The sequence below is a fragment of the Paenibacillus sp. LS-5 genome (assembly GCF_056121505.1).
In genome coordinates, this window is sequence record NZ_JBWAVA010000057.1 from 1 (window position 1) to 349 (window position 349).

The 349-nt window shown below is 51.9% G+C and carries 4 tRNA genes; all 4 read left to right on the forward strand.

Going from position 1 to position 349, the window contains the following annotated elements:
* The 4 genes from AC0MA3_RS26415 (at position 1) to AC0MA3_RS26430 (ending at position 348) form a co-directional block, all read left to right on the forward strand.
* A tRNA-Asn gene (locus tag AC0MA3_RS26415) sits at positions 1-76 on the forward strand.
* Between the two features lies 1 nt (position 77).
* Positions 78-153, forward strand: a tRNA-Thr gene (locus AC0MA3_RS26420).
* Between the two features lie 10 nt (positions 154-163).
* Positions 164-238: transfer RNA gene (locus AC0MA3_RS26425), tRNA-Glu, on the forward strand.
* A gap of 34 nt (positions 239-272) precedes the next feature.
* Positions 273-348 (forward strand) — tRNA-Val (locus tag AC0MA3_RS26430).
* Position 349 lies beyond the last annotated feature (1 nt).

Sequence of the window (349 nt, forward strand, 5' to 3'; positions counted from 1 at the left end):
TCCCTGATAGCTCAGTTGGTAGAGCACTCGACTGTTAATCGAGTTGTCACAGGTTCGAGTCCTGTTCGGGGAGCCATGCTCTCATAGCTCAGTAGGTAGAGTGCTTCCATGGTAAGGAAGAGGTCACCGGTTCGAATCCGGTTGAGAGCTCCACAAATTTTTAGGCCCGTTGGTCAAGGGGTTAAGACACCTCCCTTTCACGGAGGTAACATGGGTTCGAATCCCATACGGGTCACCAATTTTTATTTTCCCTTGAGGACAACCATACATAGGGAGGCTTAGCTCAGCTGGGAGAGCATCTGCCTTACAAGCAGAGGGTCGGGGGTTCGAACCCCTCAGCCTCCACCAT